The sequence below is a fragment of the Streptomyces sp. NPDC001135 genome, from assembly GCF_053598395.1.
On record NZ_JBSFKD010000031.1, the window covers coordinates 1 to 25,657 of the forward strand.

25 protein-coding genes and 1 pseudogene are annotated in these 25,657 nt (G+C 70.9%); 15 read left to right on the forward strand and 11 right to left on the reverse strand.

Annotated features, from left to right (window positions below; all coding sequences use genetic code 11):
• The 5 genes from ACWC94_RS30960 to ACWC94_RS30980 form a co-directional block, all read right to left on the reverse strand.
• Window positions 1–188 (reverse strand): transposase (locus tag ACWC94_RS30960; RefSeq protein ID WP_450800547.1); only part of this gene is annotated, 188 nt, incomplete at its 3' end.
• A gap of 216 nt (window positions 189–404) precedes the next feature.
• Complete coding sequence (locus ACWC94_RS30965) at window positions 405–1,049, reverse strand: response regulator (protein WP_450800548.1); 645 nt, start codon at window positions 1,047–1,049, stop codon at window positions 405–407.
• Window positions 1,039–2,289, reverse strand: coding sequence for a sensor histidine kinase (locus ACWC94_RS30970; RefSeq protein WP_450800549.1), 1,251 nt, complete (start codon window positions 2,287–2,289; stop codon window positions 1,039–1,041). The genes ACWC94_RS30965 and ACWC94_RS30970 overlap by 11 nt, the downstream gene beginning before the upstream one ends.
• Before the next feature lie 25 nt (window positions 2,290–2,314).
• The gene (locus ACWC94_RS30975; protein WP_450800550.1) at window positions 2,315–3,049 is read right to left on the reverse strand and encodes an ABC transporter permease; all 735 of its coding nucleotides are present in this window, start codon (window positions 3,047–3,049) and stop codon (window positions 2,315–2,317) included.
• Window positions 3,046–3,954, reverse strand: a complete 909-nt coding sequence (locus ACWC94_RS30980; RefSeq protein ID WP_450800551.1) for an ABC transporter ATP-binding protein — start codon at window positions 3,952–3,954, stop codon at window positions 3,046–3,048. The genes ACWC94_RS30975 and ACWC94_RS30980 overlap by 4 nt, the downstream gene beginning before the upstream one ends.
• 206 nt (window positions 3,955–4,160) lie before the next feature.
• Between ACWC94_RS30980 and ACWC94_RS30985 the strand changes: the two genes are divergently transcribed.
• The 3 genes from ACWC94_RS30985 (at window position 4,161) to ACWC94_RS30995 (ending at window position 8,629) form a co-directional block, all read left to right on the forward strand.
• Entirely contained in the window at window positions 4,161–5,954 is a 1,794-nt protein-coding gene (locus tag ACWC94_RS30985; protein ID WP_450800552.1) for an ABC transporter ATP-binding protein, read from the forward strand.
• Complete coding sequence (locus ACWC94_RS30990; RefSeq protein ID WP_450800553.1) at window positions 5,951–7,816, forward strand: ABC transporter ATP-binding protein; 1,866 nt, start codon at window positions 5,951–5,953, stop codon at window positions 7,814–7,816. The genes ACWC94_RS30985 and ACWC94_RS30990 overlap by 4 nt, the downstream gene beginning before the upstream one ends.
• Before the next feature lie 288 nt (window positions 7,817–8,104).
• Complete coding sequence (locus ACWC94_RS30995; RefSeq protein ID WP_450800554.1) at window positions 8,105–8,629, forward strand: hypothetical protein; 525 nt, start codon at window positions 8,105–8,107, stop codon at window positions 8,627–8,629.
• A 251-nt stretch (window positions 8,630–8,880) separates the two neighbouring features.
• On the opposite strand, the gene ACWC94_RS31000 is transcribed toward ACWC94_RS30995, so the two are convergent.
• Both ACWC94_RS31000 and glgX read right to left on the reverse strand, forming a co-directional pair.
• Window positions 8,881–9,378, reverse strand: coding sequence for an RICIN domain-containing protein (locus tag ACWC94_RS31000; RefSeq protein ID WP_450800555.1), 498 nt, complete (start codon window positions 9,376–9,378; stop codon window positions 8,881–8,883).
• Between the two features lie 207 nt (window positions 9,379–9,585).
• Complete coding sequence (glgX, locus tag ACWC94_RS31005) at window positions 9,586–11,832, reverse strand: glycogen debranching protein GlgX (RefSeq protein WP_450800556.1); 2,247 nt, start codon at window positions 11,830–11,832, stop codon at window positions 9,586–9,588.
• A gap of 299 nt (window positions 11,833–12,131) precedes the next feature.
• On the opposite strand from glgX, the gene ACWC94_RS31010 reads away from it, so the two are divergent.
• From ACWC94_RS31010 to ACWC94_RS31050, 9 genes and pseudogenes are all read left to right on the forward strand, one after another.
• Window positions 12,132–13,355, forward strand: a complete 1,224-nt coding sequence (locus ACWC94_RS31010) for a L,D-transpeptidase (protein ID WP_450800557.1) — start codon at window positions 12,132–12,134, stop codon at window positions 13,353–13,355.
• Between the two features lie 157 nt (window positions 13,356–13,512).
• Window positions 13,513–14,763: a L,D-transpeptidase gene (locus tag ACWC94_RS31015; RefSeq protein WP_450800558.1), complete on the forward strand. Its 1,251-nt coding sequence runs from the start codon at window positions 13,513–13,515 to the stop codon at window positions 14,761–14,763.
• A gap of 78 nt (window positions 14,764–14,841) precedes the next feature.
• Complete coding sequence (locus tag ACWC94_RS31020) at window positions 14,842–15,609, forward strand: enoyl-CoA hydratase/isomerase family protein (protein ID WP_450800559.1); 768 nt, start codon at window positions 14,842–14,844, stop codon at window positions 15,607–15,609.
• 309 nt (window positions 15,610–15,918) lie between these two features.
• Window positions 15,919–16,422 (forward strand): ATP-binding protein, encoded by a 504-nt coding sequence (locus ACWC94_RS31025; protein ID WP_450800560.1) that lies wholly within the window; start codon window positions 15,919–15,921, stop codon window positions 16,420–16,422.
• A gap of 114 nt (window positions 16,423–16,536) precedes the next feature.
• Window positions 16,537–17,343, forward strand: a complete 807-nt coding sequence (locus tag ACWC94_RS31030; RefSeq protein ID WP_450800562.1) for a polysaccharide deacetylase family protein — start codon at window positions 16,537–16,539, stop codon at window positions 17,341–17,343.
• Window positions 17,343–18,530, forward strand: a complete 1,188-nt coding sequence (locus tag ACWC94_RS31035; protein ID WP_450800563.1) for a YVTN family beta-propeller repeat protein — start codon at window positions 17,343–17,345, stop codon at window positions 18,528–18,530. The genes ACWC94_RS31030 and ACWC94_RS31035 overlap by 1 nt, the downstream gene beginning before the upstream one ends.
• Before the next feature lie 101 nt (window positions 18,531–18,631).
• Window positions 18,632–18,965 (forward strand): annotated as a pseudogene (locus ACWC94_RS31040) (scabin-related ADP-ribosyltransferase); the annotation flags it as partial.
• Window positions 18,966–19,076: 111 nt separating this feature from the next.
• On the forward strand, window positions 19,077–19,289 hold the full coding sequence (locus ACWC94_RS31045) for an EF-hand domain-containing protein (RefSeq protein ID WP_116147008.1): 213 nt from the start codon (window positions 19,077–19,079) through the stop codon (window positions 19,287–19,289).
• 261 nt (window positions 19,290–19,550) lie between these two features.
• On the forward strand, window positions 19,551–20,213 hold the full coding sequence (locus tag ACWC94_RS31050; protein WP_450800564.1) for an NADPH-dependent F420 reductase: 663 nt from the start codon (window positions 19,551–19,553) through the stop codon (window positions 20,211–20,213).
• Window positions 20,214–20,247: 34 nt separating this feature from the next.
• Here the strand turns inward: ACWC94_RS31050 and ACWC94_RS31055 are convergent, their stop codons facing one another.
• Window positions 20,248–20,802 carry a glycoside hydrolase family 25 protein gene (locus ACWC94_RS31055; RefSeq protein WP_450800565.1) on the reverse strand — a complete coding sequence of 185 codons (555 nt, stop codon included), beginning with the start codon at window positions 20,800–20,802 and terminating at the stop codon, window positions 20,248–20,250.
• A 94-nt stretch (window positions 20,803–20,896) separates the two neighbouring features.
• Window positions 20,897–21,934: a phosphatidylinositol-specific phospholipase C domain-containing protein gene (locus ACWC94_RS31060; RefSeq protein WP_450800566.1), complete on the reverse strand. Its 1,038-nt coding sequence runs from the start codon at window positions 21,932–21,934 to the stop codon at window positions 20,897–20,899.
• 152 nt (window positions 21,935–22,086) lie between these two features.
• On the opposite strand from ACWC94_RS31060, the gene ACWC94_RS31065 reads away from it, so the two are divergent.
• Genes ACWC94_RS31065 through ACWC94_RS31075 form a run of 3 tightly spaced genes read left to right on the forward strand, consistent with a single transcriptional unit; the run spans window position 22,087 to window position 23,475 of the window.
• Window positions 22,087–22,266, forward strand: coding sequence for a ribbon-helix-helix domain-containing protein (locus ACWC94_RS31065; protein ID WP_450800567.1), 180 nt, complete (start codon window positions 22,087–22,089; stop codon window positions 22,264–22,266).
• 1 nt (window position 22,267) lies between these two features.
• Window positions 22,268–22,618 (forward strand): VOC family protein, encoded by a 351-nt coding sequence (locus ACWC94_RS31070; protein WP_450800568.1) that lies wholly within the window; start codon window positions 22,268–22,270, stop codon window positions 22,616–22,618.
• Complete coding sequence (locus ACWC94_RS31075) at window positions 22,615–23,475, forward strand: class I SAM-dependent methyltransferase (protein WP_450800569.1); 861 nt, start codon at window positions 22,615–22,617, stop codon at window positions 23,473–23,475. Before ACWC94_RS31070 ends, ACWC94_RS31075 begins: the two co-directional genes overlap by 4 nt.
• A 138-nt stretch (window positions 23,476–23,613) precedes the next feature.
• Here the strand turns inward: ACWC94_RS31075 and ACWC94_RS31080 are convergent, their stop codons facing one another.
• Both ACWC94_RS31080 and ACWC94_RS31085 read right to left on the reverse strand, forming a co-directional pair.
• Window positions 23,614–24,123, reverse strand: a complete 510-nt coding sequence (locus ACWC94_RS31080; protein ID WP_450800570.1) for a F0F1 ATP synthase subunit B family protein — start codon at window positions 24,121–24,123, stop codon at window positions 23,614–23,616.
• A gap of 159 nt (window positions 24,124–24,282) precedes the next feature.
• Window positions 24,283–25,650: an L-serine ammonia-lyase gene (locus tag ACWC94_RS31085; RefSeq protein WP_450800571.1), complete on the reverse strand. Its 1,368-nt coding sequence runs from the start codon at window positions 25,648–25,650 to the stop codon at window positions 24,283–24,285.
• Window positions 25,651–25,657: the final 7 nt, after the last annotated feature.

Consider the following 25,657-nt stretch of genomic DNA (forward strand, 5'->3'; position numbering starts at 1 on the left):
GCCTGCATGTTGCCGTCCGGCAGCCGCTCGGCCATCGGCTGGATCGACTTGCGCCGACCGTCCAGCATCAGACCCCGCAGATAGCACTCGCCCCACCGACGCTGATCACGCCGCGGCACCGACCCGAACACATCGGCAACGAACTCCGCTAACTCACCCCGGAGCCGTTCCACCTCCCCCAGCCTCACACCCCGAAGATGTCCACCATCAGGCGATATCACTCGACGTAACGAAGCACTACTAGGGGGTTTCGTCTGGATCAGCCCGGGTCCGCGACGCCCGGCACGGCACCTCGCCGCGTTGTCGGATCACCCGAGTACGCCCAGTACGCGGGTGACCCTCCGCCTTGCGATGCACCGCACCGGACGCCGCGGCCTGATCCGACCTGATCCAAACGAGACCCCCTAGCCGAGGATCCCCCGGTCGTACCCCACCGCCACCGCCGCCGCGCGGTCGTTGACGCCGAGCTTGGCGTACAGGTGGGTGAGGTGGGTCTTGACCGTGGCCTCGCTGATGAACAGCTCGCGGGCGATCTCGCGGTTCGACGTGCCCTTGGCGACCAGGGTCAGCACCTCGCGCTCGCGCGCGGAGAGGGGCTCGGCGCCGGGCCGGCGGGGGGTGCGGACCGCGTGGACCAGACGGGAGGCGACCGCCGGGGAGAGGACCGTACGGCCCTCGGCGGCGGCCCGGACGGCGGTGAACAACTCCTCGCGCGGGGCGTCCTTGAGGAGGTAGCCGGTCGCCCCCGCCTCGATGGCGGGGAGCGTGTCGGAGTCGGTGTCGTACGTGGTGAGGACCAGGACTTTCGAGCGGGTGCCGCGCTTGGCCAGCTCGCGGATGGCGTCCACGCCGGAGCCGCCGGGCATCCGCAGGTCCATCAGGACGACGTCCGGGTCCAGGGCCGCGGCCCGGGCCACCGCCTCCACGCCGTTCGCGGCCTCGCCGAGCACGGTGAAGCCGGAGGCGGACTCGAACATGCCGCGCAGGCCGTCGCGGACGACCGGGTGGTCGTCGACGATCAGCAGGGAAATGGGGGTCTCAGCGGTCATCGCGCACCAACGGTACGCGAGCCGACACCGCCGTGCCGTGCCCCGGCTCCGACTCCACCGCGAGGGAGCCCGCGATGCGTTCGGCGCGGGCCCGCATGCCGTCCAGGCCGAAGCCGCCGCCGCGCGTCCGCTCCGGTACGGCGGCCGGGTCGAAGCCGGTGCCGTCGTCGCGGATGTCGAGGGTGACCTCGTCGTCCATGAAGGACAGGGTGACCCCGACCCTGGTCGGGCGGGCGTGCCGGGCCGCGTTGGACAGGGCCTCCTGCGCGATGCGCAGCAGCGTCGCCGAGACCTCGTCGTGCAGCTGCTCGGTGGTGCCGGTGACCGTGAACCCGGCGCGTACACCGGTGCGTTCGCCCCATTCGGCGACCGTCTTCTTCAGCGCCTCCGGCAGCCCGGCGGCGGCCAGGGCGACCGGGGCGAGGTTGTGCACCGAGCGGCGGGCCTCGCCCAGGCTGTGCCGGGCCAGCGCGGAGGCGCGCTCCAGGTGGGTGCGGGCGGTGGTCAGGTCCGGGGCGTTGGCGACGACCTGGAGCTGGGCGATGATCCCGGTCAGCCCCTGGGCGATGGTGTCGTGGATCTCGGCGGCGAGCCGGCGGCGTTCGTCGGCGACGCCCGCCTCCCTGGCCTGGACGAGGAGTTGGGCGTGCAGTGCGGCGTTCTCGTCCAGGGCGTGCTGCAACGCCGTGTTGGTGCGCTCCAGTTCACCGATGGTCTCGGCCTGGACGGCGGCACGGGCCTGCTCCTGCACGGCGTACCGGGTGAACACGGTGACCATGGCCATGTTGACGGCCAGGACCAGGAAGAAGCCGAGCCACAGGAACAGCCCGTGCGGCGGCCAGCCGCCGATCTCGCTGCCGGCCATGGTGACGGCGGTCAGGAAGAGACCAGGCAGCACCAGCCGGCGCGGCAGGTCCCGGGGCGCGGTGTAGTAGCCGGTCACGGCGTAGAAGGCGAAGAACGGGTTGGCCCAGGTCAGCAGGAAGGCGATGGCCCAGCGCAGCAGGTAGAGGCAGACACCGGCCCGGCTCGGGTCCGGCCGCTTCCGCTTCAGCCTCCCCCAGTACAGCTGCAGCACGACGGCCGCGGGCACGAGTGCGGCGGAGACGATCATCCCGGGCCGGTCCATGCCGACCGCGCGGGCGGAGATCGCCGCCGCGACGACACCGGTGGTCAACAGGGCCCAGGGCCCCCACGTGTCGAAGGAGGCCCGGGCCGGCAGTTGCGTGGCGGTCGTCATGCCGCCAGTGTCCGGCACGGCCCGCTCACTCCCAGCGGAACCAGCGGGCGGCACCGGCCGTGAGCAGCACTGTCCACAGGGCGAGTACGCCCAGGTGCCCCCAGCCGGGCCAGTCCCCGGCCGCCGCCTCGCCCAGGGCGCGGGCCGCCGCGCCGAACGGGGTCAGCTGCACCACACGGGCCATCGTGTGCGGCATCTCCTGCACCGGCAGCCATACGCCCGCGCAGAACATCATCGGGAAGAACACCGCCGAGCCGATCGCGCCGGCGATCCTCGTGGTGCGGGACAGTGCCGAGACGACGGAGCCGAGGGCGAGGGCCGCCGCCGTCGCGAGCAGCAGGGCCAGCAGGTACCCGGCCGGCTGCGCGGGCAGCGTCACGTCGAAGGCGAGGCGGCCGACGGCGAGCGCGAGCAGGGCCGAGGCCAGCGCCACCGTGCCCTGCACGACCATCTGCGCGGACAGCAGGGCGGAGGGCCGTACGGGGGTGAGCCGCATCCGGCGCAGGATGCCCCGCTCCCGGTGGCCGGTCAGGGCCTGGGGCAGCGCCTGCACACCGGACATGATCAGGGCGATCAGTACGGCGACGGGTACGTAGGCGTCGATCGGCCGCAGCCCGCCGAGCGACTTGTCGGCCTCCCGGAACGACGGGATCGAGCCGAGGATCACCAGCAGCAGGGTCGGGAACAGAAAGATCCAGAACACGGCGCCGGGTTCCCGGCGGAACAGCCGGAACTCGATGCGCAGGACGGCGGTGTTCATGCCGCGGTCTCCTTGGTCAGGTCGAGGAACGCGTCGTCGAGGGTGGCGTCGGTGACGCGCAGCTGGTGGGCGGTGACGTGGTGGCGGGCGAGCAGGGTGATGACCGCGTTCACGGTCTCGTCGGTGCCCGAGAGCGTGATCCGGCCGTCCTTGCGCTCGATCGAGGCGATGGCCGGGAGAGTGGTGAGGTCGTGGTCGTCCAGCGGGGCCGACGGGGTGAAGCTGATGACGGTGGCGCCCGCCGACCGGCGGATGAGCCCGGCCGGGGTGTCCAGCGCCGCGACCCGCCCCTTGTCGATCACCGCGATGCGGTCGCAGAGCCGCTGCGCCTCCTCCATGAAGTGGGTGACGAGCAGCACGGTGACGCCGCCCGCGCGGACGTCCTCGATGAGCTGCCAGGTGTCACGGCGGGCGCGCGGGTCGAGCCCGGTGGTCAGCTCGTCCAGTACGACGACTCGCGGGCGGCCGATGAGGGCCAGTGCGATGAACAGCCGCTGCCGCTGCCCGCCGGACAGCTTGGCGAACCGGGTGCCGAGCTTCGGGGCGAGACCGAGGCGTTCGGCGAGCGGCCGCCAGTCGGCCGCGTTCGGGTAGAAGGAGGCGTACAGCTCCAGCGCCTCGCGCACGGTCAGCTTGGGCTGCAGCTCGCTCTGCTGGAGCTGGGCGCCGAGGATCCTCGCGACCTCGTCGTGGTCGGCGGCGGGCTCGTACCCGGCGACCCGGATCCGGCCGGCGTCGGGCACCCGCAGGCCCTCGACGCACTCCACGGTGGTGGTCTTGCCGGCGCCGTTCGGGCCGAGGATCCCGAAGATCTCGCCCTCCTCGACGGCGAGGGAGACGCCGTCGACCACGGCCCGGCCGCCGTACGACTTACGGAGATCGGTGACTTCGATGACGGATGGCATGCCTTGAGAATCCCGGCCGGGCGGGGTCCGCCGCATCGGCCGGCCCGCTCGAAGCGGCATCGTCCGATCGGTTGATGCCCTCTTACGACCCTTGGGCGCGGTTCTTGTACGAGGGGTCGAACGCGCAGGTCGTAGGACCAAGGGCGGACCGGGGTCCGGCCGAAACTCAGTGGGCGATGTCAGTGCCGGTCCGTACGCTCGCGGTGATGCCCACGACACGTGCAACCACCGAGACCGGCCGTTCCGCCGTACGCACCCTGCTGCGTCTGTGGCCGTACGTCCGCCCCGTGCGGGCGCGGTCGTTCACGGCCGCGTTCGTCGCGATCGTCGCCTCCTGCACCGGGCTGGTGATCCCGCTCGTCCTGAAGTGGATGGTGGACGGGCCGGTCGCCGACCGGGACCCGGCGGGAGTCCGGCTCGGCGCGCTGTGGCTGCTCCTCCTCGGCATCGCCGAGGCGGTCCTGTTCGGCATACGCCGCTGGCTGGTGGCCCGGCCGCTGTCGCACGTCGAGGCGGAGATGCGGGCGGGGCTCTACCGGCATCTGCAGCGGCTGCCCGTCGCCTTCCACGACCGCTGGGCCTCCGGCCAGCTGCTGTCGCGGGCCACCACGGACCTGATGCTGCTGCGTCAGTTCCTCGCCTTCCCACTGACGTTCCTGCTGGTCAACGGCGTCACCATCCTCGTCGGCGTGGTCATCATGCTGATGCAGGACTGGGTCCTGGGCCTGGTCGTCCTCGGTCCCGCGATCCCCGTGATGTGGACGTGCGCGGTCTTCGAGCGGCGGTACGCCGAGGTGGCGCGGCGGGCGCAGGACCAGGTCGGTGACCTGACGACGGTGGTCGAGGAGAGCGTGCTCGGCATCCGCGTCATCAAGGGCTTCGGCCGGCACCGCAGCCAGGCACGGGCGTTCCGCGAGCTGTCGGTCACCCTGCGCGGCACGGAGCTGCGCAAGGCGCGGCTGCTGGCCGCCATCTGGGGTGTCATCGTGACGCTGCCGGAGCTGGCGATCGGGGCGGCGCTGGTCTTGGGCGCGGTCCAGGTGGCCGACGGCGACCTGTCGACGGGCACGCTGGTGGCCTTTCTGAGCACGGCGCTCGCCCTGCGGTGGCCGGTGGACTCGATCGGGTTCCTGCTGGCGATGAGCCAGGAGGCGGCGACGGCGACGGAGCGGTACTTCGAGGTCCTGGACGAGGTGCCGGAGGACGCGCCGGCCGGAGGCGGGCCGCGCGGCCCGGCGCCGCGGGGTGCCGCCGCACAGGGGATCCGCTTCGAGGACGTCCAGTTCCGCTACCCCGACGCACCCCCCGGCTCCCCGCCCCTCCTCACCCACATAGACCTCCACATCCGCCCCGGCGAGTCCATGGCCCTGGTCGGTGCCACCGGGAGCGGCAAGACCACCCTCACCGCCCTCGTCCCGCGTCTGCACGAGGTCACCTCCGGCCGCATCACCCTGGACGGCGTCGACATCACCGCGATGCCCCGCGAGGAACTGCGCGCGAAGGTCGCCGTCGCCTTCGAGGAACCCACGCTGTTCTCCACGAGCGTCGGCGAGAACGTCCTGATGGGCGCGGCGGACGGCGCGGGAGGGGCGGACCTCGACCGCGCGCTCGCCGTCGCGCAGGCCGACTTCGCGCACACCCTCCCCCAGGGCACCGACACCCGCGTGGGCGAGCAGGGCCTGAGCCTGTCCGGCGGCCAGCGCCAACGCCTCGCGCTGGCCCGGGCGGTGGTCGGCAGACCGGAGTTCCTGGTGCTGGACGACCCGCTGTCCGCCCTGGACGTGCACACGGAGGCGGCCGTGGAGGCCGCGCTGCGGCAGGTCCTCGCCGGCACCACCGCGCTGATCGTGGCCCACCGCCCGTCCACGGTGCTCCTCGCCGACCGGGTCGCCCTGCTCGCGGACGGCCGGATCGCCGCCGTCGGCACCCACCAGGAACTGCTGCGCACCAACGCCGAGTACGCGCACCTGATGTCCGGGCACGAGGAGGACCCCCGTTGACCACCACGACCGCCTCCACCCCCACGGCCGCGGACGACGAACTCCCCGGCCCGCCCGGCGCCGGCGAGTCCGGCGACGCCTTCGACCGGGACGTGCTGCCCGCCCCGCCCGGCGCCAGGGCCGCCCTGCTGCGCTCCCTGCTCGCACCCATGAAGGGCAGGGCCGCCCTCACCACCCTCCTCCTGCTGTTCCAGCAGGCGGTGGTGCAGGCGGGCCCGCTGCTGGTGGCGTACGCCATCGACAACGCCGTACCGGCGTTCCGGGACCACCGCCACGGCCCGCTGATCGCCGTGGCCGTCGGCTATCTGCTGTGCGCGCTGCTCTCCGGCGCGCTGCAGTTCGCGTTCATCGAGGCCTCCGCCCGGGTCAGCCAGGACGTGCTGCTCGATCTGCGGGGCCGGATCTTCCGGCACGCGCAGGCACTGAGCATCGACTTCCACGAGCGCTACACGTCGGGCCGGCTGATCTCCCGCTCCACGACGGACGTCGAGTCGCTGCGCGAGCTGCTGAACGACGGGCTGCAGGAGCTGGTGACCGTCGTGCTGTCCTTCGTCTACATCTCGGCGATGCTGCTGTGGCTGGACCTCGGCCTGGGCGCGGTCGCGGTGGCCTCCTTCGTGCCGCTGTACCTGCTCGTCCGGCTCTACCAGCGGCGGGCGGGACGGGTGTACCGGGCGCGGTCCACGGCGATCGCGGCGGTGATCGTGAAGTTCGTGGAGACGATGAACGGCATCCGTCCGGTGCGCGCGTTCCGCCGCGAGGCCGCGAACGACGCCGACTTCGCCGTACTGAACCGGCGGCACGAGCGGACGAACGGGGACGCCCTGCTGGAGATGGCCCGCTATGTGGTCGGCTCACGGCTGGTGGCCAACACGGCGGTCGCGGGGATCGTGCTGTGGGGCGCCTACCGGGTGGCGTCCGGCTCGCTGGAACTGGGCGTGCTGGCGGCCTGCGTGCTGTACCTGCGCCGGCTGTACGACCCGATCGACCGGCTGGGGATGTTCCTGAACTCCTACCAGTCCGCGGCGGCCTCCCTCGAGAAGATCGCGGGGTTGCTGGCGCAGACCCCGTCCGTGCCGGAGCCGGCGAAGCCGCGCGAACTCCCGTCCCGCGACGGCGGCTCCCCGGGCCGTGAGGTGGTCTTCGACGGCGTCCGCTTCGCCTACCGCACGGGCGGCGAGGTGCTGCCCCGCTTCGATCTGACCCTGCCTGCCGGGCAGACGGTCGCCGTGGTCGGCTCCACGGGCGCGGGCAAGTCGACCCTCGCCAAGCTCCTGGCCCGGTTCTACGACCCCTCCGACGGCCGTGTGCTGCTGGACGGGGTGGATCTGCGTGAGCTGCCCGTGCCGGAGCTGCGGCGCGGGGTGGTCATGGTCACCCAGGAGGCGTTCCTGTTCTCCGGCACGGTCGCGGACAACATCGCCGTCGGCCGGCCCGACGCCACCCGCGAGGAGATCGAGCGGGCGGCGAAGGCGATCGGCGCGCACGAGTTCATCAGCGCGCTGCCGGACGGCTACGACACGGACGTGCGCAAGCGCGGCGGGCGCATCTCCGCCGGGCAGCGCCAACTGGTCGCCTTCGCCCGGGCGCTGCTCGCCGACCCGGCGGTGCTGATCCTGGACGAGGCGACCAGCTCCCTGGACATCCCGGGCGAGCGCGCCGTGCAGCGGGCCATGTCGACGGTGCTGCGGGGCCGTACGGCGGTGGTGATCGCGCACCGGCTGTCCACGGTGGAGATCGCCGACCGGGTCCTGGTGATGGAGCACGGCCGGATCGTCGAGGACGGCCGGCCCGACGAACTCGTCGCCGGGACGGGCCGGTTCGCGGACCTGCACAGGGCGTGGCGGGACAGCCTGGCCTGAACCGGCCCGGGGGCCGGGGTTCAGCGGGCGTTCACGCGGGCTATGGTGGGTGGTCGACGAGCCGTTATGCCCGCTGCCGGGCCGTCGTCCGGGTCCGCGCGGGCCCGTCCCGCACGACGTGTCAAGACCGTGTCAACGCCTCGTCTTCCGCCGCTCTCCGGCGAATAAACGTTCAACCAAAGGTGCCCTCGGTCGGGCAAAGGGGTCTACTCGCATAGATCACACCGGTGCTGTCATGCTCACGACCGCCCGGAACCTCTGCCGGGCACCGCACCGGGAGACCCCCACATGTCCCGAATACCGCGCCCCGTGGTGACCGCCCTGTCCACCCTCGCCCTCGCCGCCGCGGGCCTCACCGTCACCACGGGCACCGCCCACGCCGCAAGCTGCAGCCAGGACTACCTCCCCCTGCCCGATTCCTCCTGCACACCCGGGGCCCTCAACCCCGACGTCACCCAGGACACCATCGACTCCACCATCTGCGTCTCCGGCTGGACCGCGACCGTACGGCCGCCCAGCTCCTACACCACCGCGCTGAAGAAGAAGCAGATCGTCGAGTACGGCTACTCCGACACCAACCCCTCGGACTACGAGGAGGACCACTTCGTCCCGCTCGAACTCGGTGGCGCCCCGAGGAGCGAGGAGAACCTCTGGCCCGAGCCGCACTACGGCGACGAGGCCTCCTCGGACAAGGACACCGTCGAGAACAAGCTCAAGAGGGCCGTCTGCGCCGGTGACGTCAGCCTCACCGACGCCCAGAACGCCGTGATGACCGACTGGACGACCGCGCTCTCCAGCCTCGGCCTGAGCTGAGCGGTCACTCGGCGCGGGGGAGGGCAGGGCGGCGGATCCGCCGCGATCCTCTGGTCGGTGCCGTTGGCGTCCTGGGGGTACTTCCGGTCCCCACGACGCAGCGCGCGGTCCGCCCGCAGGCGGGAGCCGTCCCCGCGGGCACCGACGGAGGGCCCCGGGGACATCGAATCCCCGGGGCCCTCTTGGTGCCCGTCTTCAGTTGTCCGCCGGTCCCGCGGTACTCGTCGCAGCGGCTCGGGGGCTGTTACCCGCTACACCCACCGCCACTTCTGGTCCTTATTGCCGTTGCAGCTCCACTGGATTGCGTTGGAGCCCTTGCCGAAGCTGCCGGACCCGGCGAGGCACATGTTTGAATTCCTGTTGATGATCTCGGCTCCGCTGCCCGACTTCCAGTACCACTTCTGGTCGGGGTTTCCGTTGCAGTCCCACACCGAGATGTCCGCACCCCGCGACTTCGAGCCGCCGTAGCTGCCCAGACATTGGCCGTTGCCGTTGATTATCTGGTAGAAGTTCCCGCGGACGTCTTCACCGACGTAGTTGAAAGTCCAGATCTGATCGCGGTTACCGTTGCAGGACCACATGTATCCAACGGTGCGGTCGGCTCCGTTCAGGCTTCCCAGGCAGTAGCCGTAGCCGTTCTTCAGGCTGTGGCCGCCGGTCGCCGATGCCGTCGGCGCGAACCCGACAACCGTCACCAGTGCGGCCGACACGGCACCTGCGGCGATCGATGTGCGCGCAAACTTGTTCATGGCCAAAGCCCCTCCAGAAATTATCCATGAGTGCATTTTCGCGATCAGGGCAGGCGCCATGCCCGATATCAAGATCATATACTACTGATCTTTTGAAGCCGCGTCAGACGGGTGGGTCGTGCCCGCTGCAACCGGACTGAATTCCTCCGATAAATGAGCAGAGTAGGGCTGTGGTGAGGGGTCGTCACGCACGGCTCTGATGCACGCTCAGGCCACCCGCAGCAGCAGTACCGCCCGCTCTGCCACCGTGATCTCCGTCCCCGCCGCGTGGACCGCGCCCGGGGCCTCCGCCTGCTCCTCCAGCGAGGTGTCCACGACCACCTCGTACGCCTCCGCCCACGGCGGCCCCGGCAGCACGAACCCCGCCGGTCGGTCACCCGCGTGCAGGATCGCGAGGAAGCTGTCGTCCGTGACCGGTGCGCCCCGCTCGTCCCGGCCCGGTATGTCCCGGCCGGAGAGGTACATGCCGAGCGCGGCCGCGGGGGCGTACCAGTCGCCCTCGGTCATCTCCACGCCCCGCGAGGTGAACCAGGCCAGGTCGCGCAGCCCGTCCGCGGAGTGGGCGCGGCCGGAGAAGAAGGCGCGGCGGCGCAGCACCGGGTGCCGGTGGCGCAGGGTGATCAGCCGGGAGGTCAGCTCGAACAGGGGCCGCCAGGCCGGGTCGTCCAGCAGGGACCAGTCCAGCCAGCTGATCTCGTTGTCCTGGCAGTAGGCGTTGTTGTTGCCGTGCTGGGTGCGCCCGAGTTCGTCGCCGGCCACCAGCATGGGCACGCCGGTGGACAGCAGCAGGGTGGTGAGGAGGTTGCGCAGCTGACGGCGGCGCAGGGCCCGTACCCGCTCGTCGTCCGTCTCGCCCTCCGCCCCGCAGTTCCACGAGCGGTTGTCGTCGGTGCCGTCGCGGTTGCCCTCGCCGTTGGCCTCGTTGTGCTTGCGCTCGTACGACACCAGGTCGCGCAGCGTGAACCCGTCGTGCGCGGTGACGAAGTTGACCGAGGCGTACGGGCGGCGGCCGCCCCAGGCGTACAGGTCGCTGGAGCCGGACAGGCGGTAGCCCATCTCACGGACGTCCGGCAGGGCGTGCCGCCAGAAGTCCCGGACCGCGTCCCGGTAGCGGTCGTTCCACTCCGTCCACAAGGGAGGGAAGGCGCCCACCTGGTAGCCGCCCGAGCCGATGTCCCAGGGCTCGGCGATCAGTTTCACCCGGCGCAGCACCGGGTCCTGGGCGATGACGGCCAGGAACGGGGAGAGCATGTCGACGTCGTGCATCGAGCGGGCCAGCGCCGCCGCGAGGTCGAAACGGAAGCCGTCCACGCCCATCTCCGTGACCCAGTAGCGCAGCGAGTCGGTGATCAGGCGCAGCACCTGGGGCTGGACGACGTGCAGGGTGTTGCCGCAGCCGGTGTAGTCGGCGTACCGGCGGGTGTCGTCCTGGAGGCGGTAGTAGCCGCGGTTGTCGATGCCCTTCAGGGACAGGGTCGGGCCCAGTTCGCCCGCCTCCGCCGTGTGGTTGTAGACCACGTCGAGGATGACCTCGATGCCGGCCGCGTGCAGCGCGCGCACCATCCGCTTGAACTCGCCGACCTGCCCTCCCGTCGTACCGGAGGCCGCGTAGGCGGCGTGCGGGGCGAAGTAGCCGATGGAGTTGTAGCCCCAGTAGTTGCGCAGGCCCCGGCGCAGCAGGTGGTCCTCGTGCGCGAACTGGTGCACCGGCAGCAGTTCGACGGCCGTCACGCCCAGCTTCACCAGGTGCTCGACCGCCGCCGGGTGCGCCAGGCCGGCGTAGGTGCCGCGCAGGTCCTCCGGGATGCCCGGGTGCAGCTTCGTGAAGCCGCGTACGTGCAGCTCGTAGATGACGGAGTCGGCCCACGGGGTCTTCGGCCGGCGGTCGTCCACCCAGTCGTCGTCATCGTCGACGACGACCCCCTTCGGGACGTACGGCGCCGAGTCCCGGTCGTCGCGCACGGTGTCGGCGACATGCTGCTCGGGCCAGTCCCGCACATGCCCGTACACCTCCGGCGGCAGGCTGAACTCCCCGTCCACCGCCCGCGCGTACGGGTCCAGCAGCAGCTTGGCCGGGTTCCAGCGGGCACCGGTCCACGGGTCCCAGCGGCCGTCCACCCGGTAGCCGTAGCGCTGACCCGGCATCACGCCCGGCACGAACCCGTGCCAGATCTCGTGCGTCAGTTCGGTCAGCGGAACCTGGGTCTCCCGGCCCCGCTCGTCGAACAGGCAGACCCGGACCGCCTCGGCCCCGCCCGCCCACAGCGCGAAGTTGGTGCCCGCGACCCCGTCCGGGCCCTCCCGGAACCGGGCGCCCAGCGGTGTCGGGGCGCCCGGCCACACCACCGGGGCCGGCACCGCGGCGCGCCGGGCGCCGTTCACCACGGCCGGCTGCTGCCCGGTCCCGGCGGCCGGCTCCCCGGCCGGTGCCCGCTGCTCGGCTGCGCTCGTCACCTGTCGGCCCCTCTTTCCGTCGCTCGCCCCGGGGCGGTGCAACCGGCCGTGCCGAAGCGCCGAGGCTGCACCGCTGCACCCTCGGCCGCCCGGTACGGCTGCGCCCCGACGGCCGGGGGCGCCCTCTGGATCGCGCTCTGTCGTCCCTTTCAGCCGGTCCGATCCAAGAAGGCGCCCCTTTGGCGCGGGCCGGGGGCCCCCTCAGGGGGCTCCCCAGCGTGTCGTCCTTCCCTCTGTTCTGCCCAGTGCGTGGGTCGCACTCACGTTTCCCCGGAGCGTGCCCGGTCGTTGAGTCCCGCGTGAGGCACGTACAAGGACGCGCGCGGCGCGCGTGGGTCGCGCTGGCCGCCGTGATGACATCGGCGGCACTGCTGGCAGGCTGCTCATTCGGAGGCTCCGGCCCCCTCGGGCTGGGCGGAGCGCTCGGCAAACCCCCGGCACCCGAGGACGTCATCCATGTCACCCCCGACGACGACAGCAAGGCCGTCCGCCCCGACCAGCGGCTGCGGGTGCGGGTGCCCGCCGGGCGCCTGGAGAAGGTGACCGTCGTGAGGTCGCAGGACGCGCAGGACTTCCCCGTCCCCGGGCGCATCGGCGAGGACGGCATGACCTGGCGGCCGGACCGGGACCGGCTGGCGCTCGCCGCCAAGTACACCGTCGACGTGGTGGCGCGGGACGCGGGCGGCCGCCGCTCGGCCCGGCACACCACCTTCACCACTCTTGTCCCGAATGAACGGTTCATCGGCTACGTCACCCCCGAGAACCGCGCCACCGTCGGCACCGGCATGATCGTCTCCCTCACCTTCAGCCGGGAGATCACCAACCGTGCCGCCGTCGAACGCGCCGTCAGGGTCAGCGCCCGCCCCCCCGTCGAGATCCGCCCGCACTGGTTCGGCAGGAGCCGCCTGGACTTCCGCCCCGAGCAGTACTGGAAACCCGGCACCGAGGTCACCGTCGATCTGAACCTGCGGGACGTCCAGGGGGCGCCCGGCGTCTACGGCTTGCAGGACAAGACGTTCTCCTTCACCGTCGGCCGCAGCCAGGTCTCCCTGGTGGACGCGGCGGAGCACACCATGGAGGTACGCCGGGACGGCCGGCTGCTCGCCACCGTGCCGGTCACCGCGGGCGCCCCGAACCACCCCACCTACAACGGCAAGATGGTGGTGATGGACATGCTGGAGGTCACCCGCATGAGCAGCCGCACGGTCGGCCTCGGCGCCGAGTACGACATCCCCGACGTCCCGCACGCCATGCGGCTCACCGACTCCGGCACCTTCCTGCACGGCAACTACTGGAACCCGGACGCGCCCGGCGTCGTCAACATCAGCCACGGCTGCGTGGGCCTGAGGGACGTCAAGGGCGGCAGTTCGGACACCCCCGCGGGCTGGTTCTTCGACCGCAGCCTCATCGGCGACGTCGTCGAAGTCGTCAACAGCAAGGACAGGACGGTCGCTCCCGACAACGGCCTCGGCGGCTGGAACATGCCCTGGCAGGAGTGGAAAGCGGGCGGCGCGGTGAAGTAACCGGGTGAGGGGCCGGGGTCCGGGCGGCGGTGACAGGCGGAAGTTGCGACGCAACGGTGACATTCGCCTGACACCCCGCTCAAAACCGGGCGGTTAATATGCGCGCACGAGTGTGGTGGGGAGCGGGCCTGACCAGGTCCGGCGAGGGGAGAACGCGTTGAACGTGCGGCCTGTATCGGGGGCGTCGGTGGCGGGGCCGAGGCGGACGGCCGAAAGGAAGGGGCGAGGCCGCAAGGGGCTGGCTCTCATAGCCGGCGCCCTGGTGCTCTCGCTCGCCGCGTGCGGCGGGGGAGAGGACAAGGGCTCGGGCAAGGGCAGGAACGGCGGCACCCAGCAGGCGGGGCAGCAGTCCGCCGCCGCCGTCACCATATCGCCCAAGACCGGTACCACCGGCGTCGATACGAGCGGCGCGCTCAAGGTGGACGTCGCCAAGGGCAAGCTGACCGAGGTCACCGTCAAGGACGCCAAGGGCCGTGCGGTCGACGGCACCCTCACCGGCGGGGGCGCGTCCTGGACGCCGTCGACCCATCTGGCCGCCTCCACCAAGTACACCGTGCACGCGGTCGCCAAGGACTCCGAGGGCCGCGAGGCCGCCGAGGACTCCTCCTTCACCACCCTGACCCCGAAGAACACCTTCCTCGGCACCTTCACCCCCGAGGACGGCTCCACCGTCGGCGTCGGCATGCCGTTCTCCGTCGGCTTCACCCGGGGCATCACACACCCCGACGCCGTCGAGAAGGCCATCAGGATCAGGACCGAGCCGGCCGTCGACGTCAAGGGCCACTGGTTCGGCAACGACCGCCTGGACTTCCGGCCCGAGAAGTACTGGAAGGAAGGCACCAAGGTCACCGTCGACCTCGATCTGGACGGGGTCGAGGGCCGCGACGGCGTCTACGGCAAGCAGCACAAGACCATCGCGTTCACCATCGGCCGCAACCAGGTCTCCGTCGTGGACGCCAAGAAGCACACGATGAAGGTCACCCAGGACGGCAAGGTCATCAAGACCATCCCGGTCACCACCGGCAAGCCCGGCTACGAGACCTGGAACGGCCAGATGGTCATCAGCGAGAAGCTGAGCGTGACCCGCATGAACGGCGAGACCGTCGGCTACGGCGGCGAGTACGACATCAAGGACGTCCCGCACGCCATGCGCCTGACCACCTCCGGCACCTTCCTGCACGGCAACTACTGGGGCGGCGACGCCTTCGGCAACTACAACGCCAGCCACGGCTGCGTCGGCCTGCGCGACGTGCGCGGCGGCTACGACGGCTCCGTCCCGGCCGCCTGGATGTTCCGCCACTCGCTCGTCGGCGACGTGGTGATCGTGAAGAACTCCCACGACCGCACGGTGGACCCGGCCAACGGGCTCAACGGGTGGAACATGTCGTGGGCGGACTGGACGAAGTAGTCCCGGATCGACGCAGGGCCCGGTGCTGTGAGGTACGGCACCGGGCCCGTTGTCGTTAATCCCCGTTAACCTGCCTGCATGACCGTGAATCTCGAAGTCGCCGAAGGTGTCGGAACCCTGCGTCTGGACCGGCCGCCGATGAACGCGCTGGACGTCGCCACCCAGGACCGGCTGAAGGAGCTCGCAGAGGAGGTCACGCGCCGCGACGACGTGCGCGCCGTGGTGATCTACGGCGGTGAGCGGGTGTTCGCGGCGGGCGCGGACATCAAGGAGATGCAGAACATGGACCACACCGCGATGATCCTGCGCGCCCGCGCCCTGCAGGACTCCTTCACGGCCGTGGCCCGCATCCCCAAGCCCGTCGTCGCCGCCATCACCGGCTACGCCCTCGGTGGCGGCTGCGAACTGGCCCTGTGCGCCGACTACCGCATCGCCGCCGACAACGCCAAGCTCGGCCAGCCCGAGATCCTGCTCGGCCTGATCCCGGGCGCCGGCGGCACCCAGCGGCTGCCCCGGCTGGTCGGCCCGTCCAAGGCCAAGGACCTCATCTTCACGGGCCGCCAGGTCAGGGCCGACGAGGCCCTGGCGATCGGCCTGGTGGACCGGGTCGTCCCGGCCGCCGAGGTGTACGAGCAGGCGCACGCCTGGGCCGCCAGGCTCGCGCAGGGCCCGGCGATCGCCCTGCGCGCGGCGAAGGAGTCGGTCGACACCGGCCTGGAGACCGACATCGACACCGGCCTCGCCGTCGAACGGAACTGGTTCGCGGGCCTGTTCGCCACCGAGGACCGCGAGCGCGGCATGCGCAGCTTCGTGGAGGAGGGGCCGGGCAAGGCGAAGTTCCTGTGAGCTTCGCCGAACGTCAGTGGTGTGAACGTCCCCTTAACTCCTCTGCGGGCCCTTGCAATTGACGTCTCGTCTCATCCGGGTCCCCCGATGGGGCGGTTTATGGGAGCCTTAAGGCAGCCTTAAGCCTGCTCGGTCGAGGGGACCCGTCGATTGCCCGGAAGTGAGCCGTCTTCGCAGGTCAGCCTGGTTGTACTGGCGAGAAACATGCCTTCGGCATATGCCGGTCGATGGGCGGAGAGCGGGGGCGCACAGGGGGCGTATTCCTCTGGAACGGCCCCCAAGGCGGCTCCGGGCCGCCATGATGGGGGCATGGCGGGGCTGGAGGGCATCGAACAGCCGCGGGGACACAGCCGTGCGGCCGCGGCACGCTGGTCGCCCGCGGTCGAGGACGAACAGGCGCTCAAGGCGCTCGAACTGTTCGGCAACCCGACGGAAGCGGAAGTACCGCTGCCGTCCCGCCCGGAGTCCGCGGCCACCGCCCGCAGGCTCGCCCAGGTCGTCATCCTGCGCACCTGGCGGCTGACCCCCAGGCTGGCGGAGGACGCCGTCCTGCTGGTGTCGGAACTGGTCGGCAACGCCGTACGGCACACCGGTGCCCGGGTGTTCGGCCTGCGGATGCGACGCCGCACCGGCTGGATCCGCATCGAGGTCCGCGATCCCTCGCGCGGCCTGCCCTGTCTGATGCCGGTCCAGGAACTGGACGTCAGCGGCCGTGGACTGTTCCTCGTGGACAAGCTCTCCGACCGGTGGGGCGTGGACCTGCTGCCGCGCGGCAAGACGACCTGGTTCGAGATGCGGGTCGCCGACCGGTAGCACAGGCGTGAACCGCCGGCCGATAGCACCGATCGGGCGACGGCGACCCGTAGGCGACCCGAAATCGTCCCTCTTTCGGGCCAATCGGAGGTTTTCTTACCTGTCGCCCCTTAAATGGTGCGGGTGACCACCACCAACCGACGCGAGGTGCTGCGCGCGGGCGCAGGGCTCGTCGCCGGCGGCGCGCTCGCCGCCGGTTGCGGTGCGGGCCAGGCCGCCCCGTCCCCCACCCCGACCGCCGCGTCCCCTCCCGCGTCCCCGTCCGCCGCCCGGCCCACGGCCAGTGCCGGGGCGGCCCCCGCCCCGCGCGCCTACCCCGGCCGGCCCGCCCAGATCACCCACGGCCCGCGCACCCGCCCCCAGGTCGCCCTCACCTTCCACGGCCAGGGCGACCCCGGCATCGCCCACTCCCTGCTCGCCACGGCCGAGCGGTACGGCGCACGGCTCACCGTGCTCGCCGTCGGCACCTGGCTGGACGAACACCCCGACGTCGCCCGCCGGATCCTCGACGGCGGTCACGACCTCGGCAACCACACCCAGCGGCACATCGCCGTCAACGCGCTGGCCGAGGCGGACGCCCGCAAGGAGATCACCGACTGCGCGGACCGGCTGAAGCGGCTCACCGGTTCCATCGGCACCTGGTTCCGCCCGTCCCGCTCGCCGACCGCCTCCCCGTTGGTCGCCCGGCTCGCCCGCGCCGTCGGCTACCCCCACGTGCTGTCGTACGACGTCGACTCGCTCGACTACACCCGTCCCGGCGCCGCCGCCGTCACCCGGAACGTTCTCGCCGAAGTGCGCAGCGGGTCGGTGGTGAGCCTGCACTTCGGGTACCCGGACACGGTCGCCGCCCTGCCCGACCTCCTCCACGAACTCGGCCGCCGCAACCTGCGCGCGGTCACCACCACGGAGCTGCTGAGCTGATGCGAACCATGAAAGCCGCCCGCCTGCTGGCCGCCGGTGCCGCCCTCACCGCCCTGACGCTGCTGTCCGCGTGCGATTCCGGCTCCGCGCACCACGAGAACGAGGCCATCGGCAGCAAGGGCCCGGTCCAGCCCCGGGTGAACCAGCCGCGGGTGAACGTGCTTCCCGGGATGCCTCCGGTCGAGGACCCCAAGGACCTCTACTCCGCCGACCGTCCGGGCCGGCTCTCGCCGGTCGTCAGGGACTTCCCGTCCCGCGTGTACGTCCCCAACACCCAGTCCGACACCGTCACCGTCATCGACCCGAAGACCTACAAGGTCATCGACACGATCCCGGTAGGCCGCCAGCCCCAGCACGTCGTGCCGTCCTGGGACCTGAAGACCCTGTGGGTCAACAACGACCTCGGCAACAGCCTCACCCCGATCGACCCGAGGACCGGCAGAGCCGGCAGGCCGGTCGACGTGCACGACCCGTACAACCTCTACTTCACCCCCGACGGCAAGTACGCCGTCGTCATGGCCTCCATGGACCGCCAGCTGGTCTTCCGCGACGCCCACACCATGAAGACCGTCAAGGCCGTGCCGGTCAGCTGCTACGGCGTCAACCACGCCGACTTCTCCCCGGACGGGCGCTACTTCATCGTCTCCTGCGAGTTCAGCGGCGAGGTCCTCAAGGTCGACACCGCGCGGATGAGGGTCGTCGAGCAGGAGAAGCTGCCGTTCCACGGAGCGATGCCGCAGGACGTCAAGATCTCCCCGGACGGCAAGCTGTTCTACATCGCCGACATGATGGCCAACGGCCTGTGGATCCTCGACGGCGACCGGTTCACCCGGCCCCGCTTCCTCTACACCGGCAAGGGCGCCCACGGTCTCTACGTCAGCCGCGACTCCCGCGAGATGTACGTCTCCAACCGCGGCGAGGGCACCATCTCCGTCTTCGACTTCACCCGGAACCGGCTCACCGAGAAGTGGCACCTGCCCGGCGGCGGCAGCCCCGACATGGGCGGCGTCTCCGCCGACGGCAAGATCCTGTGGCTGTCCGGCCGCTACAACTCCGAGGTGTACGCCATCGACACCCGCACCGGCAGGGAACTGGCCCGGATCAGGGTCGGCAGCGGCCCGCACGGCCTCGCGGTCTACCCGCAGCCGGGCCGCTACTCGCTGGGGCACACCGGCATCTTCCGCTGAACCGGGGTCAGTCGGACACGCCGCCTTTCGGGTGATGATCCAGGTGTCGCGGCCGGATGGCCGACATCGTGCCGGGCATGATCTTCACCCGTTAGCGGCGCCGTGCCGCCGCCGACCGGAACGTGGACCTCGAGCGGATCACCCCGACGCCCGTCTGGCGCGGCACCTGCGGCACGCTCTACCGCAGTGACAGCCGCGGCTCCGCGACCGTCTTCGAGCAGGGTTTCCACCCCAGGGACGTCGTGGGCGGCCAGTACGACATCGAGCAGTACGTCCTGGTCAACCAGCCCTCCCCGTACGTGTCAGGTCGAGGTCGCCTTCCCCGGCGGGATCGCCCGGCAGTACGTCATCGGTGTCTGCCCGGTCGACAAGAAGGCCAAGGTCGAGATCATGAGCGACTGCGAGAGCAATCCGCACTACCGGCCCTGGCACTGACGGAGGGGGTCGCGGGGTGGCCGCGGCACTGGAGGTCTGGCCGGGCCGTTAATCTGACCAGCGTCAGTACGCCAGCACGGCATGAGAAACACGACCAAAAGGGGCGGATCGGTGGCGGACATCGAGGAAGCACGCAAGCAGTTCCAGCGGATCGACGCGGACGGTGACGGATTCATCACCGCCGCGGAGTTCAAGTCCGCCCTGGCCCAGGAGGGTGACTGGAACGTCACGGAGACGGTCGCGGAGGCCATCATCAGGCAGCGGGACCTCAACGGCGACAAGGTCCTGTCCTTCGACGAGTTCTGGGCCTACCTCAACAAGTGACGTGCGCAGAGGGGGCCCTCCCCGGTGGGGCGGGCCCCCTCTGTCACGCCCGTCCTCCCGCTTGAAGGCCTTGGCGAAGGCGAACTCCGAGGTGTAGCCGACGCAGCAGGCGGCCCGCCGTCGTCATCCGCCGGAAGGATCGTCGTACGGCCCTGAGCCCTGGCCCGGTCACCACGGCCGGCGGAATAGCCCGCCACCCCCCGGGGTTGTCGCCCCACGACAGACGCATGCACATGCATCGAACACCTCGGAGGGTGTGTCATGAAGATCGGCATCATCGGCGCGGGGAACATCGGCGGCAACCTCACCCGGCGGCTCACCGCCCTCGGTCACGAGGTCTCCGTGGCCAACTCCCGCGGACCCGAGACGCTCAGGGAACTGGCCGAGGAGACCGGCGCGACCGCGGTCCGGGCCGCGGACGCGGCCAAGGGCGCCCAGGTCGTGGTCGTCACCGTGCCCCTCAAGGCGGTCCCGGACCTCCCCTCCGGCCTGCTGGACGGTGCCGCCGAGGGCGTGGCCGTGATCGACACCGGCAACTACTACCCGCAGCAGCGCGACGGCCGTATCGCGGCCATCGAGGACGAGGGCCTGACCGAGAGCCGCTGGACCGAACGCCACCTCGGCCACCCGGTGATCAAGGCATTCAACGGCACCTACGCCCAGGACATCCTGGACCGCCCCCGCCCCGCCGGCGACCCCGAGCGCATCGCCCTCCCGGTCGCCGGCGACGACGAGCAGGCCAAGCGAACCGTCCGGGCCCTCATCGACGAACTCGGCTTCGACACGGTCGACGCGGGCGGCATCGACGACTCCTGGCGCCAGCAGCCCGACACCCCCGTGTACGGTCTCCGGGCCGGCGTGGAGGGGGTCCGAAAGGCCCTCGCCCAGGCCTCCCCGGAACGCCCGCCGGCCTTCCGGGGCTGACCGTCCCGCCCTTACGGCGCTGACCGTCCCGGCCTTACGGCGCGGCCCACTCCTTCAGCGCGTCCTTGCTGGGGAAGTTCGCCACGTCCTTGTCGTGGGGGGTGCTGCTGTACTGGTGGAAGCGCCACTTCGCCTTGATGCGGGGATGGCCGGCGGTGACGTAGTCGGCGATCCAGAGGCCGTCGCCGGCATACGACGTGTGGTCGAGGTTCAGCCAGAAGTCGCGGTTGCAGTAGAGGACGACCCGGTGGGTGGGCCGCAGGGCCTTCACCTTCTTGAGGAAGGCGTCCTTCTCCGTGTTGCTCGCATGGGTGCCCTCGCCGGTGGTCTCCCAGTCGACGGCGAGGATGTCGCCCGCCTTCGACGGGGCGGCGGTCACGAAGTGCTCCGCCTGGGCGGTGAGGGTGCCCGGCCACAGGAAGTGGTAGAAGCCCACGACCAGTCCGGCGTCGCGGGCGGTCTTCGCCTGGGCGGTGGCGCGGGGGTTGACGTACGAACGGCCCTCCGTCGCCTTGATGAAGGCGAAGGAGAGGCCGCTCGTGTCGTACGAGGACGACTGATACGCGCTGACGTCGATGCCGCGGAGCATGTGGGGACTCCTTGCAGTGCCGGTGGGGGAAAGGAGGTGCTGGATGAGTGATGCCCCGCGAGGGCACACCCGATCCGCCCCACGGGCCCGAACGTCAGCTCCGGTTGGTCACCGAACCGAGGACCGCGGCCGGTTTCGCCGACCAGTCGGAGGTGATGAGGCTCGCGTGGTTCTTGGCCAGCAGGGCCAGCCGGGCGGCGACTTCGGCGTCCGTCGGGTTGGTGGAGGAGATGGCCGGCGAGACCCCGGCGGCGTCGGTCATGATCGAGATGTAGTGGTTCGTGGAGTAGAACGACGTGTCGTAGCCGCTGTTGACGTACGTGGCCGCGTCACCGTCGAAGAACACGAACCAGGGCCGGATGGAGGTGTCGGAGGCCCAGCGGCTTGCCCGGGGGTCGCCGGCCGCCGCGCCCAGCACCGCGGGGAATGCCTCGGCCTGTGAGATGTTCCCGGCCGCGTACAGGTCGCGCAGATGGTCGCCGTACTCCTGGTCCGTCCAGTAGTGGTCGAACGGGTTGGACTGCTCCACCGTGCCCGGGATCAGTTCGAAGAGGAACTTGCCCCTGAGGGAGTCGCGGGAGGGCCAGGCGTCCGCCTTGGCGGCCGCGTCGAGGGAGGGGTACGTCCCGCCGAGCAGATCGGCCGGCTTGTAGACGCTGCTGCCGAGCTTCTGGGAGACGAGCGTGTCGAACTCGTCCGGTCCCATGCCCGCGTTGTTGTTGAAGCCGACCTTCATCTCGACCTTGATGACGACCGGCGGGTGGTCGGGGTGGAGCTGGTTCCAGGCGGCCATGTTGTCCAGGCAGCTGCCGAGGTCCTGGTTGCGGCTCTTGCTGTACAGCTCGCCCGGGGTCTTCGCGGCCTCGCAGTTGTTGTCGTTGCCCAGCGGGTTGCTGTGGCTGACCCGCCAGCGGTGAGTGAGGCTGTCCACGTACACGTCCAGCTCCAGGAGCGAGGCGCCGGAGTCCAACGCCTCGGCGAAGTAGGTGTACTTGGCCTTGTCGTAGGCGTTGTGCGTACCGATGGCCGTCGTCCCGGAGAACTTCGGCGCCGCCGCGTGGGCGTTGCCCGGCCCCGTCGCCAGCAGCGCGGCCGCCCCCGCGAGTGCCGCGACCCGTCTCACTGCGCCCATTGCCAACTCCCCTTCACGTCCGTCGAGTTGACGGCAGGGTACGAGTGAGCGGTTACTGCGCGGTAGCCCCTGGAGGAACAGCAGTCACCCTCCGGCGCGCGGCGACGCGGCACACCTGGCGGCTAGATTGCTAGCATGCTAGCCTCGGGGCCGTGGGTGATGAGGAAGTCAAGCAGTTCAACGTGTACCTGCCGATCGGGCTGATCAAGCAGGTCAAGTACCGCGCCATCGAATCGGGCATGTCCTTGTCGGCACTGGTCGCAGACGCGCTGCGGGCCTACCTCGACGACGCCCCTCGACAGGAACAGCCCTCGACCGAGAAGGAGACCTGACATGGCGACCGAAGGCATCGAAGCCGTATTCCTGGAGACCCACAACTGGGGCAGGGCGGCCGGGTTCTTCCAAGCCCTGGGCTACGACCTGGAGTTCGAGACCGACCACAACTCCGGCCAGCTCCGCAACGGCGACGGCCCCCGCGTCTTCATCGCCGAGGTCCCCGAGGACCGGGAGCCGCAGACACAGATCGTGCTGAAGGTGCCGGACGCGGACGCGTTCCGCGCCGGCCCCGCCGTCGAGGTGGTCACACCGTTCGAGGACACCCACTTCGGCACGCGGGTGATGACGGTCCGCGACCCCGACGGCCGGCTGTGGAGCCTCCAGGCCCCCCAGAAGGACCAGCCGTGACCGGCGACCGGACCGAGGCGCCGGACAACACCGCGGTGCGGTGCGCCCTGTGGCGGGCGATGCACGTCCGGACCGACCCGCCGCCACACGTGTTCGAGGACGAGATCGGCCTGCGCCTCGCCGGCCCCGGCCCCGACTGGCGCAGCCGCCCGGACATGGACCCCGGTGCCACCAGGGGTTTCCGCGCGGCCATGGTGGCCCGCGCCCGCTTCATCGAGGACCTGGTCGCCGAGCAGGCCGATCGCGGGGTCGACCAGTACGTCATCCTGGGCGCCGGTCTGGACACCTTCGCCCAGCGCGCCCCGGGGACCGCCTCCCGCCTGCGCGTCTTCGAGATCGACCAGCCGGGCCCGCAGGCATGGAAACGCCGCCGCCTGGCCGAACTGGGCCTCGGCGTCCCGGGCCGGCTGCACCTGGTGCCGGTGGACTTCGAGGCGAGCGGCGGCTCCTGGCTGGAGCACCTCGTCGCGGCGGGCTTCGACCCCGGCCGCCCGGCGGTCATCGCCTCCACCGGCGTGACCATGTACCTCACCGAGGAGGCCACCACCGCCACCCTGCGCCAGATCGCGGGGCTGGCACCGGGTACGACCCTCGCCATGACCTTCCTGCTGCCGGAAGAGCTCGTGGACGAGCGCGACCGGGCCGGCCTCAGGGCGAGCGAGGCGGGCGCCCGGGCGTCCGGCACCCCGTTCCTCAGCTTCTACACCCCGCGCGAGATGCTGGACCTCGCCCGGGAGGCCGGCTTCGCGGACGCACGGCACGTCTCGGGCGCCTCGCACGCCGAGCGCTACTTCGCCGGCCGCGCCGACGGCCTGCGCCCGTCGACCGGGGAGGACCTGCTGCTGGCCCGGACCTGACGGACGCACCGCCCCCTGGTGCCCGGTCGCTTCGGGTGCTCCGCCGCAGACCCTCGCAGACCCGGTCCGCGGACTGGATGCCGGCCCGGCACGCGAAAAGGCCCGGACCGCGGGGTCCGGACCTTTTCAGAGGCTTGATCACGCCTTGGCCGAAGTATCGGCGTCGAGCTCGGCGAAGAACTCGTCGGCAATTTGCCGTGCCCGATTCCGATCCGCGAGCGGCTCGCCGACAATACGCTCAGCTAGATCGGACGCGAACGTGAAAACGTCCTCCCGGAGAGCTGCCTCGGCAACAATGCGATCGGCTTCCAGCTGAGCCCTGGCCGACGCGACGAGCTCATCGCGCTGCCGCTGTCCCTCTGCGCGAACGGCCTCGAGGACGAGGCTTCCTTCCTCGACCGCGGCCTGCCGGACGCGGGCTGCCTCGTGGCGCGCGTCCGCGAGCTCGGCCTGGTATTCGGCGTGGATACGTCGCGCCTCCGCGTAGACGGCCTGCGACCGTTCGATGGTTCCTTCGATCGCGTCCTGCCGGTCTGCGAGCGCCTTCGTGATCCTCGGTACGAAGACCTTCACAAAAGCGAGGAAGACCGCTGTAAAGCAGATCGCCGCGATGATGAGGTCGGCTACTTTTGGTTCCAAGGGTCCCATACCGTGATCCTAACGGCGGGCAGGGGCGCCCCCAAGAGCAGCGCCATTATCCGGGTAATAAACAGTCACCACGGCGTGGTGCTTTTGCTGAAAAATGGCAATTTTTCGGACCCGCCGAACGCCTGCCCCGTCAATTCGCGCCGGTCAGGGCTCGCGTCCTCAGCACTCGATGATGTTCACCGCGAGCCCGCCCCGGGCCGTCTCCTTGTACTTCACGGACATGTCCGCGCCGGTGTCCTTCATGGTCTTGATGACCTTGTCCAGGGACACCTTGTGGGAGCCGTCGCCGCGCATGGCCATCTTCGCGGCGGTGACCGCCTTCACCGCGGCCATGCCGTTGCGCTCGATGCACGGGATCTGGACCAGGCCGCCGACCGGGTCGCAGGTCAGGCCGAGGTTGTGTTCCATGCCGATCTCGGCCGCGTTCTCGACCTGCTCCGGGGAGCCGCCGAGGACCTCGGCGAGGGCGCCGGCGGCCATGGAGCAGGCGGAGCCGACCTCGCCCTGACAGCCGACCTCGGCGCCGGAGATGGAGGCGTTCTCCTTGAAGAGCATGCCGATCGCGCCGGCGGCCAGGAGGAAGCGGACGACACCGTCCTCGTCGGCGCCCGGCACGAAGTTGATGTAGTAGTGCAGGACCGCCGGAATGATGCCGGCCGCGCCGTTCGTGGGGGCCGTCACCACGCGCCCGCCCGCCGCGTTCTCCTCGTTCACGGCCATCGCGTAGAGCGTGATCCACTCCATCGCGTGCGCCAACGCGTCGCCCTCCGCGCGCAGTTGGCGGGCCGAGACGGCCGCGCGGCGGCGGACCTTCAGGCCGCCGGGCAGGATGCCCTCACGGGACATGCCGCGCTGGACGCACTCGCGCATCACCCGCCAGATCTCCAGCAGGCCCGCCCGGATCTCCTCCTCGGTGCGCCAGGCGCGCTCGTTCTCCAGCATCAGGGAGGAGATCGACAGGCCGGTCTCGTTCGTCAGGCGCAGCAGTTCGTCGCCGGTGCGGAAGGGGTACTTCAGGACCGTGTCGTCCAGCTTGATCCGGTCCGCGCCGACCGCGTCCTCGTCCACGACGAAGCCGCCGCCGACCGAGTAGTACGTCTTGGAGAGCAGCTCCGCGCCCGAGGCGTCGTACGCCCATATCGTCATGCCGTTGGCGTGGTACGGCAGGGCCTTGCGGCGGTGCAGGACCAGGTCGTCGTCGAAGGAGAAGGGGATCTCGTGCTCGCCGAGGAGCGAGAGACGGCCCGCCGTCCTGATCCCCTCCACCCGCTCGTCCGCCGTCTCCACGTCCACCGTGCGGGGCGAAGCGCCCTCCAGGCCGAGCAGGACCGCCTTCGGGGTGCCGTGACCGTGGCCGGTGGCGCCGAGGGAGCCGTAGAGCTCGCACCGGACGGAGCCCACCGAGTCCAGCAGGCCTTCATTGCGCAGGCGGCGGGCGAACATGCGCGCCGCACGCATCGGGCCGACCGTGTGGGAGCTGGACGGGCCGATGCCGATCGAGAACAGGTCGAAGACCGAGATGGCCACGGTCACT